Here is a 14663-nt window from a genome sequence, read left to right as displayed (position 1 = left end):
TATGGTATTTCTTAATCAAGGCCATAAATAAAATTAAGCCCGGCGATTACCGGGCTTAATTAGTTGCTTGATTTTCTTAGAATCAGTTGCTCAGTTCTAATAACAAGCGATTCAAACGCTGGACAAACTGCCCAGGGTCTTCCAGGGTTTCACCAGCAGCCAAAGCTGCCTGATCACAAAGCACCTGGGCAAGCTCATTAAAGCGTTCTTCACGGGTTTCATTTTCCAAGCGCCCCATCAGCGGATGCTCTGGGTTGATTTCCAAAATCGGCTTGGTATCGGGTGCCTTCTGACCAGCCGCTTCGAGAATTTTGCGCATCTGTACACCCAGATCACCGGCACCCATCACCAAAACGGCAGGTGATTCAGTCAAGCGGGTGGAAACCTTCACTTCACTTACTCGCTCCTCCAAAGCTTTCTTGACACGCTCAACCAGGTCCTTCTTGGCTTCACTGGCTTCTTCCTGAGCTTTTTTGTCTTCTTCTGAATCCAGCTCGCCCAGATCCAGGTCACCGCGGGCTACATCGACCATTTCCTTGCCATCAAATTCATTGAGGTGGCTCATCAACCATTCATCAATGCGGTCAGTAAGCAAGAGCACTTCAATACCCTTCTTGCGGAAGACTTCCAGGTGGGGACTGGATTTGATTTGTGCCAGGGTTTCACCGACCAGGTAGTAGATCTTGTCCTGGCCTTCTTTCATCCGCTCAACATACTGGGCCAGGCTGACTTTTTGCTCATCTTCTTGAGTAGAACTGAAACGCAGCAAACCGGCAATTTTTTCACGGTTGCTGAAGTCTTCGCCAGGGCCTTCTTTCAACACCTGACCAAACTCCTTCCAAAACTCCTGGTACTTATCTTCATCCTTGGCCAGCTTTTCCAACATCGACAGTACCCGCTTAGTAAGTGCTGACTTCATGCTGTCAATTTGCGGGTTCTGTTGCAGAATTTCACGGGAAATATTCAGTGGCAGGTCTGAAGAGTCAACCACCCCTTTAATGAAGCGCAGATACAGCGGCAGGAATTGCTCTGCGTTATCCAGGATAAAGACACGTTGCACATAGAGCTTCAAGCCACGTGGAGCTTCACGATGGTAGAGATCAAAGGGCGCACGCTTGGGCACATAAAGCAAAGAAGTATATTCCTGCTTGCCTTCAACCTTGTTATGGCTCCAGGTCAGAGGTTCTTCAAAGTCATGGGCAACATGCTTGTAGAACTCCTTGTATTCTTCATCCTTAATATCCGATTTGCCTCGGGTCCAAAGCGCATTAGCTTTGTTAACGGTTTCCCATTCCTGAGTGGCTTCTTCGCTTTCTTTTTCTTCAGTTTCTTTAAGCAGCTGAATGGGCAGACCAATATGATCCGAGTATTTTTGAATCACATTGCGCAAGCGGAAGCTGCTGGCAAATTCCTTGGCATCTTCTTTGAGCTTTAAAGTAATGCGCGTTCCCCGGCCTGCTTTTTCCAAAGGCTCGACTGTAAATTCACCATCACCGGTTGAAGTCCAGCGCACGCCATCCGCTTGAGCTGTACCTGCTTTACGGGTTTCCACGACCACTTCTTCGGCAACAATAAAAGCCGAGTAGAAGCCAACACCGAACTGGCCGATCAGGCTAGAGTCTTTCTTTTGATCGCCAGTAAGCTGCTTAAGAAATTCGGAAGTACCTGAGCGGGCAATAGTCCCCAGATTGGCAATGACGTCTTCACGGTCCATGCCGATGCCATTGTCTTCCAAGGTGATGGTATTGGCTTTTTCATCACTGCTGATTTGGACCTTCAGATCAGGATCTTCTTCAAGCAGGGCCGGATGCTTGATGGCCTGGAAGCGCAGCTTATCGCAGGCATCGGAAGCATTGGAAATGAGCTCGCGCAGAAAGATTTCGCGATTGGAGTAGAGGGCGTGCACCATCAGGTGCAGGAGTTGCTTAACTTCAGTCTGAAAACCAAGAGTTTGTTTTTCTGCCTGACTCATTGAGGGATGTCTCCTGAACAGCTTGGGGTTTAACTTTCGGGTTTCTCTCAAGATGGGGGCAGGCAGAAAAAATTCAAGGGTGGCTAGCTGTCATTTGGCCAAACCAGATGCGCACGCGCCAGGGCGACTGGCTGATCTTTTTGATCCCCTTGCCAGGCGGTCACTGAAACATTCACCACACGTTTGCCCAGACGGCCCAACTCACAGGCGGCCCAGGTGGGCTGCAGACGTGCTGAGCGTAGATAATCGATCGAAAAGTCGATCACCTTGGGTACTCGCTGCCCACCTGAATAGGCCATGACGTTGAGAATAGCGGCAGTTTCCATAAAGGCAGCGATCACACCGCCATGCAAAGCTGGCAAAAGTGGGTTACCGACGTTGGAAGAGTTGGCTGCCAGTTCAAAGAAGAGGTCCTGTTCGGCTTCCAAGGCCTTCACCCCCAGGAGCTGGCCATAGGGAATCCTATCAAACCAGGTATTCACAGCTTCAGCGGACAGGCGTTGGCCCAGTTGACCACCTTGCAAATCACTTTCATTCATTAGCCTGCCTCCTGACCAAAAAGATGCTCAGCAAAACCCTTGGGCGTTCGCTCACCACCCAGGCGCATAAAGGTTCCTGTTCCCTTGGCTATGGGCAGCTCAGAGTCCTGCCAGATCAGACCTTCGGTAAAAACAATTTGGCTGGCCACTCGGGTTACCCAGGCACGGCAGTAAAGCCTGCGCCCTGCTTCGGCAGCACGGTAGTGATCCATGCGCAAATCAACGGTGGGACAAACTTCAGGTTGCTCCAGGCCAAGAATAGCCGCTGAACCACAGGCGGTATCCATCAAAACAGTGAGGACACCGCCATGAATCAACTGTTTTTCAGCATTGCCTACAAAGCGCTTATCACCCTGCAGAGACAGAAGAACACCTTCATCACTCACCTCTTCCGCCTGCATATCCAATACTTTGCAATGGGGAATCAGAGTCATGAACTTCTTGATTCCTTTTAATTTTTGTTGGTTAGTCATTACTTTCACTTTATGCAAACACTTGTTTGACCAGCATACATCCAAGTTACCTTGAGGGAAAGGTCTGGGCAGAAGACTCTCGTCAGTCTAAGATGAGCCTCTTCTGAAATAGGACAACTGGAGCCTTAAATGCTGTTTCCTGCAAAATATGCCCGCTACGTATTTTCTTTCCTGATGTCTATTTATATGGTCACTTTAATGACTTTTGTGATCACTCTGGTCAATACAGGTTTGGATGCTGGCTTTCTAAGCCGCTGGTGGCGTGCTTTCTATATTGCCTGGCCCATTGCATTTGTGCTGATTTTAATCGGTGCACCTCGCCTCCAACAGCTCGCAGGAAAACTGATTCGCAAAGCGCCAGATCAAGCCGGATAGCTGGTAAATTCACGGCAAGCGCCTAAACTGCTGATGGAGACCTTTAAACAAGTGCGCACCCAACTGGAGTTAGTCATGCCTAAGATCAAAATAAAAATCAGCTACTTGTTGGGAGGTAACTTATGAAACTCTTTGGTTCTCTGACCTCACCCTATGTCAGACGTCTGCGTATTTGGCTGGAAAATACCGATTATGAGTTTGTTGCCCTGGATGTGTTTTCAAGCGAAGGGCGCGCACAATTGGAAAGTGTAAGCCCAGCACGAAAAATCCCGCTGTTACAGCTCGGCAAGGAAACCATCTTTGATTCGCGAATTATATTCAGTTTTCTCAATAAGAAACTACAACGCGAAGAGTTAACCCTGGATGACGAGAATACTCTAAGCCTGATTGATGAAGCCAACCAAGCCTATGTTCACCTGTTTATGTTATCGAAATCGGGTGTTGATACCCATCAGGATAGCTTTTACTTCAATTTACAGAGAGAACATATCAATAATCTGTTACTGCATTTTGAAGGCATGGTTTCGGCTGGACACTTCAAACAATGGAACTACCCCGCAATCTGCCTGTTTTGCCTGCTCGACTGGATCGACTTCAGGCACCTTGAAAATCTTGAAAATACCCCGGCGCTTAAAGAATTCAGAGATAAACATCAAGATCATGAGTATGTCCAACTGACCAATCCACGATAAAAAAAACCGCCACCTCCCAAAGGAGATGGCGGTTTTGAAAGACAAGTCGCTGAGCTTACCAGCCAGTGACTTCCTTCAGGGCATCACCGATATCAGCCAGCGAACGCACGGTTTTAACACCTGCGTCTTCCAGGGCAGCAAACTTCTCATCTGCAGTACCCTTACCACCAGCGATAATCGCGCCAGCGTGACCCATACGCTTGCCAGGAGGTGCCGTAACACCAGCAATGTAGGAAACAACGGGCTTGGTGACATTGGCTTTAATGAAAGCAGCCGCTTCTTCTTCAGCAGAACCACCAATCTCGCCGATCATAACGATGGCTTCAGTTTGGGGATCTTCCTGGAAGAGCTTCAGAATGTCGATGAAGCTGGAACCCGGAATAGGGTCACCACCAATACCAACACAGGTAGACTGACCAAAACCATGATCAGTGGTCTGCTTGACCGCTTCATACGTCAGAGTACCGGAACGAGAAACGATACCGACCTTGCCTGGCTTGTGAATGTGACCAGGCATGATGCCGATTTTGCACTCGCCAGGAGTAATAACGCCTGGGCAGTTAGGGCCAATAAGGGTTACACCCAGCTCATCACACTTAACCTTGGCATCCAGCATATCCAAAGTAGGAATGCCTTCAGTGATGGTTACGATCAGCTTGATACCGGCATTGGCCGCTTCCAGGATAGAATCCTTACAGAAGGGTGCAGGAACATAGATCACAGAGGCTTCAGCACCAGTCGCTTCAACAGCTTCTTTAACGGTGTTGAAAACGGGCAGACCCAGGTGAGTTGTACCACCCTTACCAGGCGTTACACCACCAACCATTTTGGTGCCGTAAGCAATGGCTTGTTCAGAGTGGAAAGTACCCTGACCACCAGTAAAACCCTGGCAGATGACTTTAGTGTCTTTATTGATCAATACGCTCATTACTTGCCCTCCGCCGCTTTAACAACTTGCTGAGCTGCATCTGTCAGACTGGTGGCAGCGATGATGTTCAGACCGCTTTCAGCCAGTTTTTTGGAGCCCAGTTCTGCATTGTTGCCTTCAAGGCGGACAACGACAGGCACTTTAACACCGACCTGTTCAACAGCACCGATAATACCTTCAGCGATCATATCGCAACGCACGATACCGCCAAAGATGTTGACCAGTACAGCCTTCACATTGCTGTCAGACAGAATGATTTTGAAGGCTTCAGCAACCCGCTCTTTGGTCGCACCACCACCAACATCCAGGAAGTTGGCTGGCTGGCCGTTATGCAGGTTGACGATATCCATGGTTCCCATGGCCAGACCCGCACCATTAACCATGCAGCCGATGTTGCCATCGAGAGCAACATAGTTCAGCTCCCACTTGGCGGCATTGGCTTCACGCTCATCTTCCTGAGAAGGATCGCGCATTTCCTGCAGATCCTTGTGACGATAGAGAGCGTTGGAGTCGATCACGACCTTGGCATCCAAGCAATGCAGGTTGCCTTCGTCAGTGATAACCAGGGGGTTGATTTCCAGCAGAGCCAAGTCTTTTTCTTCAAACAGTTTGGCCAGACCCAGGAAGATCTTGGTGAACTGTTTGATTTGGTCTGGATTCAGGCCCAGTTTAAAACCAATTTCACGCGCCTGATAAGGTTGAGCTCCGGTTAAGGGGTCAACCTCAGCTTTCAAAATCTTTTCAGGTGTCTCTTCAGCAACCTTTTCGATCTCAACGCCACCTTCAGTGGAAGCCATGAAAACGATGCGACCACTGGCACGGTCCAAGACTGCACCCAGGTAGAGTTCCTGAGCGATATCAGTGCAGCTTTCAACCAGAATTTTACTGACTGGCTGACCGTTTTTATCTGTCTGGTAGGTTACCAGGTTTTTGCCCAGCCACTGCTTGGCAAATTCTGAAGCCTCTTCAGCTGATTTGATCAGCTTAACGCCGCCCGCTTTACCACGGCCACCAGCGTGGACCTGGGCCTTAACGACCCACATGTTACCACCGATTTTTTTACAGGCTTCAGCCGCTTCTTCCGGAGTATCTACTGCAAAACCGGTGGAAACTGGCAGACCGTAATCGGCGAAAAGTTTTTTTCCCTGATATTCGTGCAGGTTCATAAGTACTATGCCGTCTTTTGTCTGTTACTTACTTTGATGACAGCCAGCCACTGCAGATGATAATCAACAGTGGCTGGCTGTCCCCCGTAGGCCAGCCGGTCAGGCCGACCTACCTAGAAGCGCATCCGATTTATTTGCGCTTTTTCTTATTGGCCATGTGAATGGCGTGACCATCCACAGCCAGAGCTGCTTCATGCACTGCTTCGGACAAGGTTGGGTGTGCGAAACAGGTCAAGGCCAGATCTTCAGCAGAAGAAGCGAATTCCAGGGCAATAACGCCGTTGTGAATCATTTCACCTGCATTCTGACCAAAGATATGCATACCCAAAACACGATCAGTTTCTTCGTGTGCCAGGATTTTCACCATTCCCTCAGTGCAGTTGTTGGCCATGGCACGACCAATTGCTGAGAAAGGAAAGACACCTGACTTGTAAGGAGTGCCTGATGCTTTCAGTTCTTCTTCAGTCTTACCAACCCAAGCCACTTCTGGGAAGGTATAGATAACATTAGGGATGGCGTCATAGTTCATTTCAGGTTTATGACCGGCAATAATGTCAGCCACCATGATGCCTTCTTCAGATGCCTTGTGAGCCAGCATGGGGCCACGCACCACATCACCAATGGCATAAACACCAGGAGCTTCAGTACGACACTGGTCATCAACAAAGATGAAACCACGCTCATCCAGAGAAACACCTGAGTCGTCTGCCAGTACACCCTGGGTATAAGGCTTACGACCCACACAAACCACCAGCTTGTCGAAGGTTTTCTTGTGCTCACCTTTGGAATCGGTGTAGGTCACTTCCACTTCTTTGCCTTTAATTTCAGTCGAAGTGACGCGGGCACCCAGTTCAATTTCCAGACCCTGTTTGGTCATGGATTTTTTAACATCCTTGGCAATCTGTTGATCAACAGCTGCCAGGAAGCTGTCCATGGCCTCGAATACGGTAACTTCAGAACCCAGGCGCTTCCATACAGAGCCCAGCTCAAGGCCGATAACACCACCACCGATAACACCCATACGCTTAGGAGTTTCGGTGATTTCCAGAGCGCCCGTCGAATCAACAATCACGCCTTCAGTCAGAGGAGCTGAAGGAATTTCAACAGGCACTGAGCCGGAAGCTATGATGACGTTCTCAGCTTCAATGGTCTGAGTTTTACCATCATGGCTGGTCACTTCAACTTTCTTGCCAGCCTGGAGCTTACCTGTACCTTCATAAGCCGTAACGCCATTGGCTTTAAACAGCATGGCAATACCGCCAGTCAGCTGTGTGACGATTTTATCCTTGCGGGCAACCATTTTTTTGACGTCCATTTTGACGTCTTTGGCTTCAATACCCAGATCAGCAAAATCATGCTTGGCTTCATGGTACTTATGAGAGGCTTCCAGCAAGGCTTTGGAAGGAATACAGCCTACGTTCAGGCAGGTTCCACCCAAAACAGGCTTGCCTTCCTTGCTGATCCACTTTTCCACACAGGCGGTTTTAAGACCCAGCTGCGCTGCACGTATTGCTGCAACATAGCCGCCAGGGCCTGCACCAATTACCACTACATCATATTTATCAGACATATTTTTTTCCTGTCTTTAGGGTGTCAGGAGATTTCAGCAAAGTCCGGATTATACATCCAGCAGAATGCGAGCAGGATCTTCCAGCAGTTCCTTGATAGTAACCAGGAACTGAACTGCGTCCTTACCATCAATCATGCGGTGATCATAGGACAGGGCCAGATACATCATCGGACGTATTTCAACCTGACCATTGATCGCCATAGGACGTTCCTGAATCTTGTGCATACCCAGAATAGCTGTCTGGGGTGGGTTCAGGATAGGCGTTGACATCAAGGAACCAAAGACACCGCCATTGGTGATCGTAAAGGTGCCGCCTTGAAGATCATCAATACCAATTTTACCTTCACGTCCACGCTTACCAAAATCAGCAATGGTACCTTCAATATCGGCCAAGTTCATGCTGTCGCAGTCGCGCAATACTGGAACCATCAGGCCACGCTCGGTGGAAACGGCAACACCGATGTCCTGGTAGGCATGATAAACAATATCAGTACCATCAATCGAAGCATTAACATCTGGGAACCGCTTCAACGCTTCAGTTGCAGCCTTGACGAAGAAAGACATAAAGCCCAGACGAACACCGTTGTGACGTTTCTCGAACTGATCTTTGTACTTCTTACGAATTTCCATTACCGGCTTCATGTCAACTTCATTGTAAGTCGTCAACATGGCAGCTGTTTGCTGGGCTTCAACCAGACGCTTGGCAATGGTTTGACGCATACGACTCATGGGTACGCGTTTTTCAACCTTCTCACCGGCGGCAACCTGAACTTGAGGTGCAGCTGGGGCAGATTTCTTGGCAGCACCAGAAGTGGCAGCACCCGACACAGCTTTTTGAACGTCTTCTTTAGTGATCAGCCCGCCTTTACCGCTTCCGGTGACAGAAGACAGGTCAACACCCTTTTCATTGGCCAGCTTACGCGCAGCAGGAGCAACCTTTTCATCACCAGCAGCAGCTTGAGCTGTCTGCTTGGGCTCTTCAGCTGCTGGTTTTTCTTCAGCCGCTGGCTTGGCAGCAGGTGCTACACCTTCCTTTATTTTACCGAGCAATTGCTCAGATTCTACGGTATCACCCTCGTTGGCCAGAATTTCTTCCAGCACACCATCTGCAGAAGCAGGGACTTCCAGGACAACCTTGTCAGTTTCAATATCAACCAGAATTTCATCCCTTTCCACTGCTTCGCCTGGCTGCTTGTGCCAGGTTGCTACAGTACCCTCTGCAACTGACTCGGGAAAAGTTGGAGCTTTGATCTCGATAGCCATGTTATACCCTTTCCTAACTTGTACTTATTGCCCGACCAGTGGCCGGGCTGCATGTTGTTTGTCTGCTGGCTCAGCCTTCTAGGGCATCTTGAACCAGTTTGTTCTGCTGCTCTACGTGAACACTTGCATAACCAGAGGCAGGCGCCGCTGACGCCGCACGTCCAGCAAATCTTAGCTGGTGTGCCAACTCCCCCTTCAGCTTGCCCAGTACATTACGCATGTGGTGCTGGCTTGAATACCAAGCTCCCTGATTCTGGGGCTCTTCCTGGCACCAGACAGCATCTTTGAGGTTGGTATATTGGGCCAGTTCTGCTTCCAAATCTTCTTCAGGGAAGGGGTAAAGCTGCTCGATACGCACTATAGCTGTATCTTCAATACCCTGCTCTGCCCTTTTTGCAGCCAAGTCGTAATAAACCTTGCCACCACAGAGAATCAGACGCTTGACCTTTTTCGGGTCAAGGTTGGCCTGGTCACCGATAACAGGCATGAAGGAGCCCTTGGCAAGGTCCTCAAGTGAGGAGGTTGCATCCTTATGGCGTAACAAGCTCTTCGGCGACATGACAACCAACGGCTTACGAAGTGGACGCAGTACCTGACGACGCAGCAGGTGGAAAATCTGTGCCGGTGTTGTCGGTGTACAAACCTGAATGTTGTGCTCAGCACAAAGTTGCAGGTAACGCTCAAGACGTGCTGATGAGTGCTCAGGTCCCTGACCTTCATAGCCATGAGGCAACAACATGGTCAAGCCACAAAGGCGGCCCCATTTGGTTTCACCAGAAGAAATAAACTGGTCAAAGACCACCTGGGCACCATTGGCAAAATCACCAAACTGAGCTTCCCAAATGACCAGTGCATTGGGCATGGTGGTTGAGTAACCATATTCAAAAGCCAACACGGCTTCTTCAGAAAGGAAGGAGTCGTGAATCACAAAAGAAGGCTGACCCTCCCTGAGATTCTGCAAGGGTACAAAAACACGCCCATCATTAAAATCATGCAGTACTGCGTGACGGTGAGAGAAGGTGCCTCGACCTACATCCTGACCGGTGATCCGGATTGGATGCCCTGAATCGATCAGCGTGGCATAGGCCAGCATTTCTGCAAAGCCCCAGTTCAGTGCCATGCCTCCAGCCAACATCTTGCGGCGGTCTTCATAAATTTTGGCGACCTGACGTTGCATTTGGAAACCTTCAGGGGCTTCGCACATACGTGCAGCCAGCTCCTGAAGATGCTTCATATCAACACTGGTATCGTACTTCGCTGTCCACTCATGTCCCAGGTAAGGCGTCCAATCAACAAAAAGAGCCTTGTTGGGTTCTTTCACCAAGGAGTTGGCGACGTGTTCACCATTGTCCAGAGCATCACGATAGTCACTGACAAACTGTTTATCTTCGTCAGCAGTCAGGATAGCCTCTTCAACCAGCTTTTTCGCATAGATCTTGCGCGTAGTTGGGTGCTTGGCAATCTTCTTGTACATCACTGGCTGAGTACCTGAAGGTTCGTCAGCCTCATTGTGACCACGGCGGCGGTAGCAAACCAGGTCAATCACCACATCTTTCTTGAACTGCATGCGGTAATCAACAGCCACCTGAGTCACATGGAGAACAGCTTCAGGGTCATCACCATTGACATGGAAAATAGGCGCTGAAACCATTTTAGCCGCATCGGTGCAGTATTCGGTCGAACGCGTATCCTCAGGCTTGGAAGTGGTAAAGCCTACCTGATTGTTGATCACGATATGGATGGTGCCGCCGGTTTTATAAGCCCGGGTTTGTGACATCTGGAAGGTTTCCATGACCACACCCTGGCCGGCAAAAGCAGCATCCCCATGGATGGAAATAGGCAGCACCTTCTGACCATCGTTATCTTCTCGGCGATCCTGGCGGGCGCGCACTGAGCCTTCAACAACCGGAGAAACAATTTCCAGGTGCGAGGGGTTAAATGCCAGAGCCAGGTGAACTTCGCCACCAGAAGTCATCACGTTGGAAGAAAAGCCCTGGTGATATTTAACGTCACCAGAACCTTGAGAAACCATTTTTTTGCCATCAAACTCATCAAAGAGTTCAGACGGATTTTTACCCAGGATGTTAACCAGAGTATTCAGCCTGCCCCTGTGGGCCATGCCGATAACAACTTCTTTAACACCATAAGAGCCAGAGCGCTGAATAATTTCATCCATCATAGGAATGTAGGATTCAGCACCTTCGAGGCCAAAACGCTTGGTGCCTGGGTATTTGGAAGCCAGATAGTTCTCCAGACCTTCAGCTGCCGTCAAACGCTCCAACAGATGTTTGCGGACTTCAGGGCTGTAATCAGGTTTTGATCGGACCGACTCAAAACGCTGCTGCAGCCAACGCTTTTCTTCTGTATCCACGATGTGCATGAATTCCGCACCGATAGTGGAACAGTAAGTCTGTTTGACTGCTTCATGAATTTCGCGAAGGGTCGTCTTTTCTTTACCGATGAAAAGCGAACCTGTCTGGAATTCCTCATCCAGATCTTCTTTGTTGAGCTGGTGAAAGCCCAAGTCCAGATCAGCCACCTGTTTACGTTCTCTTAGATCCAACGGATCCAAACTGGCCTGCTGATGGCCGCGAAAACGATAGGCATTAATGAGCTGCAGCACCTTAACCTGCTTTTTATCATGCAGATTGTCAGCACTGATGCCTGGGACAGCCGTTTTACGCTGACGACTTAGAAGCTCAAAGTGATCACGGATGGGAGAGAGAGGAAGGTCTTGTGCTGGCGCACCTTCCGGACGGGGGAGCTTGTTGAAATACTCACGCCATTGCTCCGGGACGGCGTTAGGATCGTTAAGATACTCTTCGTAGAGTTCTTCGATAAAGTGGACATTGCCCCCATAGGTATGGGACGTGTTCCACATAAACTCCATGCTGCCTTCTTGCATCTGTTATCACCCTGCATAGAAGGGGAGTTTATTCGCGTCGACCGCTGAGTCACTTTTAAAACCCAGTTCCCCTGGCCGCTGCGAACAAACGGGGAAAACCCGTATCCCCTGATGGTTACTTTATTTAGCGCGAAGCCGGTGGATCTCACCGGCTTCAGCAGCACTATTGTACCCGACTTGTAGAAAAACTACAGTGCTGGTACGGGGTTTTAACCACGACTTTCGGTGCATATTCCCCTGTTTGAACAGGGGAAAAGCCCTTAGGTCGCATTCGACAGCAGCATATCGCGAATATGGCCGATAGCACGTGTCGGGTTTAGACCCTTTGGACAAACAGAAACACAGTTCATGATTCCGCGGCAACGGAACACGCTGAACGGGTCGTCCAGCTCGGAAAGACGCTCACGAGTAGCAGTATCCCGGCTGTCGATCAGGAAGCGGTAAGCCTGCAAGAGGCCGGAAGGACCGACAAACTTGTCAGGGTTCCACCAGAAGGACGGGCAGGCTGTGGAACAGCAGGCACAGAGGATACATTCATAGAGGCCATCCAGCTTGTCACGATCTTCTGGTGATTGCAGACGCTCAATAGCTGGTGCTGGCGTGTCATTGATCAGGTAGGGTTGAATGCGCTCGTACTGCTCATAGAACAAGGACATATCAACAACCAGATCACGAATCACTGGCAGACCAGGCAGAGGGCGTAAAATTAGCTTACCATTCTTAACCACTTCAGAAAGTGGCGTGATGCAAGCCAAGCCATTCTTACCATTCATATTCATGCCATCAGAGCCACATACACCTTCACGACAAGAACGACGGTAAGTCATGCTACTGTCTTTTTCTTTAACCAGGTGCAGCACATCCAACACCATCAGGTCTTTACCCTGGGTGTCGATCTCGAAGTCCTTCATTGAAGGCGCTTCGTCTGTCTCTGGGTTGTAACGATAAACGGATACCTGAAGCATCTTTACTCTCCCAACATCGAATTCTGATTAGTAAGTACGAACTTTAGGCTCAAAGTGCTTCAGCAGGTCACCCTGAATCAGCTTGGGAGCCATGTTGACATCGCGCTTACCGAGAGTTTTGGTGGTTGGCATATACACAGAATGCTTCAACCAATTAGCATCATCACGCTCAGTGTAGTCATTACGGCTGTGAGCACCACGGCTTTCACGACGCTCATAAGCAGAGATAGCCGTTGCTTCAGCCACTTCCAGCAGGTTATCCAACTCCAGAGCTTCAATACGTGCAGTATTGAAGGCATCACTCTTGTCTTCGAGATGAGCATTGGCAATCCGTTCACGCAGATCTTTCAGCTGGGCAATACCCTTTTCCATGTAAGGACCGTCACGGAAAACGCCAAAATAGTTCTGCATGCACTCTTGCAATTCAGCGCGCAGTGCTGGAATAGACTCACCACCAGTTGATTCGTTCCAACGATTCATCCGCGCCAGAGAAGCTTCCAGATCGGATTCAGAGGCTTCGTCATACTCAATGCCTTGATCCAGTGCTTTCTCAATGTACTGACCCGCTGCACGACCAAAGACCACCAGATCCAGGAGTGAGTTACCACCCAGGCGGTTAGCACCATGTACAGATACACAAGCTGCTTCACCACAAGCAAAGAGACCATTGATGATCTGGTCTTTGCCATTTTCATCGACAGTAATCGCCTGACCATGAATATTGGTGGGAATACCACCCATCATGTAGTGACAGGTAGGTACTACAGGAATTGGAGCCTTAACAGGATCAACGTGAGCAAAGGTTTTCGACAGCTCCAGAATACCGGGCAGACGCTTATTCAGTACTTCTTCGCCCAGGTGATCCAACTTCAGGAATACATGATCACCCTTCTCACCGGCACCACGACCTTCCAGAATTTCCAGAACCATGGAACGCGCAACCACATCACGACCCGCCAAATCTTTGGCATTGGGTGCATAACGCTCCATGAAGCGTTCACCATCTTTATTGATCAGGTAACCACCTTCACCGCGGCAGCCTTCAGTAACCAGTGTACCGGCACCCCAGATACCTGTTGGGTGGAACTGCCACATTTCCATATCCTGCATGGCAAAACCAGCACGCAGAGCCATGCCGATACCGTCACCGGTATTGATCAGAGCATTGGTGGTTGACGCATAGATGCGGCCTGCACCGCCGGTCGCCAGAACGGTTGCCTTGGCTTTAACGAAAACCTTTTCACCCGTTTCGATACAAACGGCAATACAGCCCACGACATCATTTTTGGCATTTTTGACCAGATCAACCGCATACCATTCGTTCAGAAACGTGGTGTTATTCTTGATATTGGCCTGGTAAAGCGTATGCAACAAGGCATGACCCGTACGGTCAGCAGCAGCACAGGTACGTGATGCCTGGCCACCCTTACCAAACTCTTTAGACTGACCACCGAAAGGACGCTGGTAGATGCGGCCCTGCTCTGTGCGAGAAAAGGGCAGACCCAGGTGCTCCAGCTCAAATACGGCTTTAGGACCCTCATTACACATATACTCAATCGCGTCCTGGTCACCGATATAGTCGGAGCCCTTGACGGTGTCATACATGTGCCAACGCCAGTCATCATTTGGATCATCAGAAGCAATCGCACAGGTAATGCCACCCTGGGCAGATACCGTATGTGAACGCGTTGGAAATACCTTGGAGATGACCGCTGTCTTGCGACCGGACTGAGCCAATTGCAGGCCAGCACGCAGACCGGAACCACCACCACCAACGATGATGGCATCAAATTCTAGAGTACGAAGTGCTGACAT

General features: G+C 49.6%; 12 protein-coding genes. 2 read left to right on the top strand and 10 right to left on the bottom strand.

The genetic code is table 11. From position 1 onward, the window contains the following. Positions 1-82: 82 nt before the first annotated feature. From htpG to BM185_RS01555, 3 genes are all read right to left on the bottom strand, one after another. A complete protein-coding gene (htpG, locus tag BM185_RS01565; protein WP_091958255.1) occupies positions 83-1972 on the bottom strand; it encodes a molecular chaperone HtpG in 1890 nt (629 codons plus the stop codon). Positions 1973-2055: 83 nt separating this feature from the next. Then, positions 2056-2511 carry a PaaI family thioesterase gene (locus tag BM185_RS01560; RefSeq protein ID WP_091958252.1) on the bottom strand — a complete coding sequence of 152 codons (456 nt, stop codon included), beginning with the start codon at positions 2509-2511 and terminating at the stop codon, positions 2056-2058. Beyond that, positions 2511-2984, bottom strand: a complete 474-nt coding sequence (locus BM185_RS01555; RefSeq protein WP_091958248.1) for a PaaI family thioesterase — start codon at positions 2982-2984, stop codon at positions 2511-2513. The genes BM185_RS01560 and BM185_RS01555 overlap by 1 nt, the downstream gene beginning before the upstream one ends. A 129-nt stretch (positions 2985-3113) precedes the next feature. On the opposite strand from BM185_RS01555, the gene BM185_RS01550 reads away from it, so the two are divergent. Together BM185_RS01550 and BM185_RS01545 are read left to right on the top strand one after the other, a co-directional pair. Next, positions 3114-3359 (top strand): DUF2798 domain-containing protein, encoded by a 246-nt coding sequence (locus tag BM185_RS01550; protein WP_091958244.1) that lies wholly within the window; start codon positions 3114-3116, stop codon positions 3357-3359. A 122-nt stretch (positions 3360-3481) separates the two neighbouring features. After that, positions 3482-4051: a glutathione S-transferase family protein gene (locus tag BM185_RS01545; protein WP_091958241.1), complete on the top strand. Its 570-nt coding sequence runs from the start codon at positions 3482-3484 to the stop codon at positions 4049-4051. A gap of 55 nt (positions 4052-4106) precedes the next feature. Here BM185_RS01545 and sucD read toward each other — a convergent pair whose 3' ends face one another. From sucD to sdhA, 7 genes are all read right to left on the bottom strand, one after another. Next, entirely contained in the window at positions 4107-4979 is an 873-nt protein-coding gene (gene sucD / locus BM185_RS01540; protein ID WP_091958238.1) for a succinate--CoA ligase subunit alpha, read from the bottom strand. Beyond that, entirely contained in the window at positions 4979-6145 is a 1167-nt protein-coding gene (gene sucC, locus BM185_RS01535) for an ADP-forming succinate--CoA ligase subunit beta (protein ID WP_091958236.1), read from the bottom strand. The genes sucD and sucC overlap by 1 nt, the downstream gene beginning before the upstream one ends. 130 nt (positions 6146-6275) lie before the next feature. Next, complete coding sequence (lpdA, locus tag BM185_RS01530; protein ID WP_091958233.1) at positions 6276-7715, bottom strand: dihydrolipoyl dehydrogenase; 1440 nt, start codon at positions 7713-7715, stop codon at positions 6276-6278. Positions 7716-7763: 48 nt separating this feature from the next. After that, positions 7764-8978, bottom strand: a complete 1215-nt coding sequence (gene odhB / locus BM185_RS01525; RefSeq protein WP_091958230.1) for a 2-oxoglutarate dehydrogenase complex dihydrolipoyllysine-residue succinyltransferase — start codon at positions 8976-8978, stop codon at positions 7764-7766. 70 nt (positions 8979-9048) lie between these two features. After that, positions 9049-11883, bottom strand: coding sequence for a 2-oxoglutarate dehydrogenase E1 component (locus BM185_RS01520; protein ID WP_091958228.1), 2835 nt, complete (start codon positions 11881-11883; stop codon positions 9049-9051). 260 nt (positions 11884-12143) lie between these two features. Then, positions 12144-12848 (bottom strand): succinate dehydrogenase iron-sulfur subunit, encoded by a 705-nt coding sequence (locus BM185_RS01515; protein ID WP_091958225.1) that lies wholly within the window; start codon positions 12846-12848, stop codon positions 12144-12146. Between the two features lie 27 nt (positions 12849-12875). Continuing rightward, a complete protein-coding gene (gene sdhA, locus BM185_RS01510) occupies positions 12876-14663 on the bottom strand; it encodes a succinate dehydrogenase flavoprotein subunit (RefSeq protein ID WP_091958222.1) in 1788 nt (595 codons plus the stop codon).

The organism is Marinospirillum celere (assembly GCF_900112235.1).
Classification (GTDB): Bacteria; Pseudomonadota; Gammaproteobacteria; order Pseudomonadales; family Halomonadaceae; genus Marinospirillum; species Marinospirillum celere.
Note: the sequence above shows the minus strand (reverse complement) of the source record. Positions and strands in the feature narration are given on the sequence as shown.